Source organism: Neisseria sp. P0021.S006, from assembly GCF_051956895.1.
The window spans coordinates 1-4,445 of the sequence record NZ_JBQCWZ010000073.1 but is presented as its reverse complement, the minus strand read 5'-3'; the positions used below and the strand labels follow the sequence as shown (position 1 = coordinate 4,445).

Genomic DNA, 4,445 nt, shown 5'->3' with positions numbered 1-4,445 from the left:
GTAAATATTGAGCATACTGCCAAATGGTTTAGTCATGGAAAGCCCGCTATTGCAATAGTCAAAACCTCTCATGTGGAGAGACATGCTGTTGTTATTGATGGAATCACTCAAAGGGGAGGAAAAACTGTAGTGGCAATCCGTGATCCTGCAGGTTATCCCAATGGTGGGTTGTATTATGAAACTATTCAGTCATTTAAAAATAGATTTACTGGCGAAATAATTAGGATTACAGAATGAAAAAAGAATATATTCTATCAATAAAACATGATATGAATGAAGTGCTTGTTTATTCATCCTTCGATGAGAAAGAGGTATTATTTTCTGGGAATGACGAGCAGGCATTACGATTATCTAATTATTTAGCTCACGTTATAGGAAGTGATGAATACTGTATTTGGTATCAATGCGAAGTTTCAAAACTAAATAATTTTATGGTAATAACTATACAGGATGGAATAGGGTTGGACACGAGAGTTCAAATTGAGATTCAAGAAACATCAATTAGAAAAATTGTAACTGAGTGGATTGAATAAGCAAGTCTAGCCAACAAGGCGCCGTCCTCTTGTCCGTTGAAGCCGGTTTCGGCTTTAAATCCGCCGGCAAAGAACAAAACCAAAACTACCGCCAAAGCCGGCAAAGCAGCCTGAAAGCCGGCGGCGACATCAATATCCGCAGCCACGAGGGCGACATTACCGTCCAAGGCAGCAACATTACCGCGGGCGACACCATCCGCCTCGATTCCGCACGCGACATCCGGCTGCAGTCGGCCCAAGACAGCCAACATCAGGACGGCAAAAACCGCAATGCCGGCGTACAGGTCGGCGTCGGGGTTTCCGTTGGTGCCCAAACCGGCGTCTATATCTATGCCGAAGCCGCCTACGGCAAAGGCAAAAACCGTTCGGACAGCCAAACCCATCAAAACACCCTGCTGCAATCGGACAAACTGCAGCTCAGCAGCAAGGGCAATACCGTGCTGAATGGTGCCCAAGCCCATGCCCGACGCATCGACGCCGATGTCGGCGGCACCCTTTATATCGAAAGCCCGCAAGACACTGTCGAACAGGAGAGCAAACAAAGCGGCGGCGGCATCCGCGCCTAAGTCGCGCTCGGTACCGCATGGAGCGTATCCGGCAACTACAACCAAAGCAAAGCCAGCGGCCACAGCCGCAGCGAAAGATATTAGGATCAACCAACAGCAGGTAAACAACCAAATGTGCCGGGTAGGGATCTGCCGCCCGGATGTCCAAGCCACCTTGCGTGATTCTAATAAACGAATTTATATCGAATACGATCGCGCCAGTTCGAACCGTGGAGCCGGACATGCATCGAGAGCATTGAGTAATGATCCGGATGCTATTGTAATTTTAAGAACCGTGGATTAGATGATGAATGTAAACAAAGATTTTTTTCTTGCAAAAGACGGCCATCCAAGCCTGAAACAGTTTTATTTTATTGGCGCGCCATTTGAAAAAGCACTGGATCTCTATTTGAAAAGATTAATGGATTTAAGCGACTTTTATCAGAATTTAAAACCGAAACTATCGTATTTGGATGAGGAATATACCCTCAGTCAGAAATTGGATTTCTTGAATCCGCTTGAGATTACCGGATCATCCAAATATTTATTGTTGGAAACGCAGTCTGATTGGTCATTACTAATAGACAATAATCGGAACGGCACAGACTTTTCAAGTGTGCCGTATGAAGCCTTGCTGTGGAAAATCAGATTATTGACTATGTACTTACGCCCATATTTTGGCAAAGACGAATTCGGTGCGGTCTCATTTACCCTGTATGAGGGCAGCAAACAGGTTTCCCGTCATGACTGCGAAACCAGAAATGTTATGCTGCATAAAGAAACCAGTCGTGTCGAGTTTATGGAATATGGCACGCCGCTGCCGTTTGAACAGACAGAAAAATATACCGAAAGACTCAAAAAAAACAGGCTGACTGTGGAGATGATCGAAGAATATTGCAAACATTTAGGCATTTCATTATTTGATTTGGACTTCTACCAGTCCAAAGCCGCCCTTATTGAGATATTGAGAAACAAATAACTTCCATCTCTTCAAAAAGACAGTCTGAAAAATATTCAGGCTGTCTTTTAACGTCGGCAGCCAGAGCGGTCTCTTTGCCGGCGAAGGCGGCTACCACATCACAGCCGACAGCGTCCGGCTTAAAGGCGGCGCCATCGCTTCTGCCGCAGACAAAGACCACAACGAACTGACCGCCCGCAGTTTCAGCTTTGAAGACATCCGCAACGAAAGCAGCTACAGCGCCAGCAGCATGGGCATCGGCGCCGGCTACGGCGGCAGCCTGAAAGGAAGCAACGGCTTCAATCAAAGCGCCTTTGGTCGTGCGTCCCAAACCGCCGGCCAGAACATGAATAAAGGCTTCAACTACAGCCCCACCCTGCCGCAACATGAAAGCGGCAACAGCCAAGGCTATACCCGCTCGCTGCTCAGCGAAGGCAACATCACCATCGGCGGCAAAAAAACCAGTGCCCGCGCCCTAGGCATCCATACCGATTCGGCCACTGCCCATCACGGTGCCGACAGCGTTCCCGATCTGCAAAACCTACTCGACAAACAGCAAACCGTCGCCCAATCGACTGCCGCCATCCACAGTGCCGTCGGCACCTATAGGAGCAACCGTGCCAAAGCGGCAGCCGAAGAGCTGGAAAAACAACAAGCCGCCCACGAAGGCCGTCTGAAAGAACAAAACGACGGCAGCTACGAACACTATCTCAGCCTAAGCGACGCACAACGGCAGCAGGAGATGCTGGCCCATTCCCCCGCCTACGCCCAAGCCTACCAAGAAGCCCGAAGCTGGGGCATAGGCGGCAGCAAAAGCCGTGCGCTTAGCGCCGCCGAAACCCTGATTACCGGCACCCTGGGCGGCCAGGGTGATTTACAGCTGGCGGCCAATACGTTGGCACCGTATGCTGCAGCCGCCATCGGCAAGCGCTTCGGCCACGGTGAAAACAAAAACGAAGCCGCGCAAGCAATCGGCCACTTTATGCTCGGTGCCGCCTTGGCCTACGCCAACGGCGCCGACCCGCTTGCCGGCGACAGCGCTGCTGTTGCTGCCGAACGTGCGGCCGGGTATCTGGCCAAACAATACGACGACGGCCATACCGCGATTGACCCGACAACGGGAAAATTCAATCCCAACCTGTTACCCGAGCACATTAAAGAAGAGATTAAAGCGCAGACCGGGGCGATTGCTTCGGTGGTGGGTGCGGCGGGCGGCAGTCTGAACGGCACAAACGGCGGCAACGGAGCGTTGTTTGATGCGCCGCTGCCTGAAGGCGAATACCAAGATCCCTTCGACTTTATGCGTGCCTACGATTTGGACTTCCCTTACGAATACCTGCAAAACTGGGTGGATTACTACACCGGCCAAACAGATACTTTGGGTTTGCCGCCGCTTGCGAATGACGAATAGAGTTTAGGATTAAGTTGCTGTGTGTTTACATCGCAGGCAGCCTGCCCCCTTTTCTCGTTTTCAGGCTGCCTTTCCCCACCCCCGCACACACTACGGATACCCCCGCCATGAACAAACACCGCCATAAAACCGTCTTCAACCGCACCCGCGGCATCCTGATGGCCGTAGCCGAGACTGCCATCGGGCAGGGCAAAAGTTCCGGCGAGCGCTCAAGCGGAGAAGCCGGTGGCGGTAACGGCAGCCTAAAAACCCATTCAAGCATAGACCTTTGCAAAAAAGCCCTTCCCTCGACAGCCGGAACCTAAACAAAGATTTTCGGCTGTTTCTCTCCCCCAATACCTCCTGATTCTACCCAAATACCCCCTTAATCCTCCCCGAACGCCCCATAATCAGGCATCCGGGCCGCCTTTTAGGCGCAAACAGGCACACTTAGCCTGTTGGCGGCTTTCAACAGGTTCAAACGCATCGCCTTCAGATGGCTTTGCGCACTCACTTTAATCAGCCCGAAATAGGCTGCCCGGGCATAGCGGAATTTACGGTGCAGCGTACCGAAGCTTTGTTCGACCACATAACGGGTTTTTGACAAATATCGGTTACGTTTGGTTTGCGCTTCCGTCAGCGGACGGTTGCGGTGGGCTTTGCGCATAATGCCGTCCAACAACTGATGTTCTTTCAGATGTTGCCGGTTTTCCTTGCTGTCGTATCCTTTGTCGGCATAGATGGTCGTACCTTCGGTTATCCCTTTCAGTAAAGGCGACAGGTGGTTGTACTCATGGGTATTGGCGGGAGTGATGTGCAGTTTCTCGATATAGCCTTCCTCATCGGTGCGGGTATGTTGTTTGTAACCAAGTTTGTAGAGGCCGTTTTTCTTTGTCCAACGGGCATCTTTGTCTTTACTAGGTGTGGTTTGTCCACTGACTTGTCCCTCCTCATCAACTTCTATAGCCTGACGCTGTTTGCTGCCGGCGGTCTGAAAAATGGTGGCGTCAATGACGGCG

The 4,445-nt window shown here is 50.8% G+C and carries 8 protein-coding genes; 6 read left to right on the top strand and 2 right to left on the bottom strand.

What is annotated here, in order from left to right:
• The 4 genes from ACTHUM_RS10555 to ACTHUM_RS10540 form a co-directional block, all read left to right on the top strand.
• A partial coding sequence (locus tag ACTHUM_RS10555) for a hypothetical protein (RefSeq protein ID WP_440402863.1) occupies window positions 1-237 on the top strand: 237 nt, incomplete at its 5' end.
• On the top strand, window positions 234-533 hold the full coding sequence (locus tag ACTHUM_RS10550; protein ID WP_440402862.1) for a hypothetical protein: 300 nt from the start codon (window positions 234-236) through the stop codon (window positions 531-533). The genes ACTHUM_RS10555 and ACTHUM_RS10550, both read left to right, overlap by 4 nt.
• 29 nt (window positions 534-562) lie before the next feature.
• Window positions 563-1,099 carry a hemagglutinin repeat-containing protein gene (locus ACTHUM_RS10545; RefSeq protein ID WP_440402861.1) on the top strand — a complete coding sequence of 179 codons (537 nt, stop codon included), beginning with the start codon at window positions 563-565 and terminating at the stop codon, window positions 1,097-1,099.
• A 286-nt stretch (window positions 1,100-1,385) separates the two neighbouring features.
• Window positions 1,386-2,057 (top strand): hypothetical protein, encoded by a 672-nt coding sequence (locus ACTHUM_RS10540; RefSeq protein WP_107862794.1) that lies wholly within the window; start codon window positions 1,386-1,388, stop codon window positions 2,055-2,057.
• On the opposite strand, the gene ACTHUM_RS10535 is transcribed toward ACTHUM_RS10540, so the two are convergent.
• Window positions 2,032-2,343, bottom strand: coding sequence for a hypothetical protein (locus ACTHUM_RS10535; RefSeq protein ID WP_440402860.1), 312 nt, complete (start codon window positions 2,341-2,343; stop codon window positions 2,032-2,034). The two genes, ACTHUM_RS10540 and ACTHUM_RS10535, sit on opposite strands and share 26 nt — an antisense overlap.
• Before the next feature lie 39 nt (window positions 2,344-2,382).
• Here ACTHUM_RS10535 and ACTHUM_RS10530 point away from each other — a divergent pair, with 39 nt between their 5' ends.
• The gene (locus ACTHUM_RS10530) at window positions 2,383-3,447 is read left to right on the top strand and encodes a hypothetical protein (RefSeq protein WP_440402859.1); all 1,065 of its coding nucleotides are present in this window, start codon (window positions 2,383-2,385) and stop codon (window positions 3,445-3,447) included.
• Between the two features lie 107 nt (window positions 3,448-3,554).
• The gene (locus ACTHUM_RS10525) at window positions 3,555-3,752 is read left to right on the top strand and encodes an ESPR domain-containing protein (RefSeq protein WP_440402858.1); all 198 of its coding nucleotides are present in this window, start codon (window positions 3,555-3,557) and stop codon (window positions 3,750-3,752) included.
• A gap of 104 nt (window positions 3,753-3,856) precedes the next feature.
• On the opposite strand, the gene ACTHUM_RS10520 is transcribed toward ACTHUM_RS10525, so the two are convergent.
• On the bottom strand, window positions 3,857-4,445 hold a 589-nt coding region (locus tag ACTHUM_RS10520), incomplete at its 5' end, for an IS5 family transposase (protein WP_440402857.1).

Excerpts from the sequence above, each read along its gene's own strand:
- ACTHUM_RS10550 (WP_440402862.1), top strand. The coding sequence starts at position 234 with ATGAAAAAAGAATATATTCTATCAATAAAACATGATATGAATGAAGTG.
- ACTHUM_RS10540 (WP_107862794.1), top strand. The coding sequence starts at position 1,386 with ATGAATGTAAACAAAGATTTTTTTCTTGCAAAAGACGGCCATCCAAGC.
- ACTHUM_RS10530 (WP_440402859.1), top strand. The coding sequence starts at position 2,383 with ATGAATAAAGGCTTCAACTACAGCCCCACCCTGCCGCAACATGAAAGC.
- ACTHUM_RS10525 (WP_440402858.1), top strand. The coding sequence starts at position 3,555 with ATGAACAAACACCGCCATAAAACCGTCTTCAACCGCACCCGCGGCATC.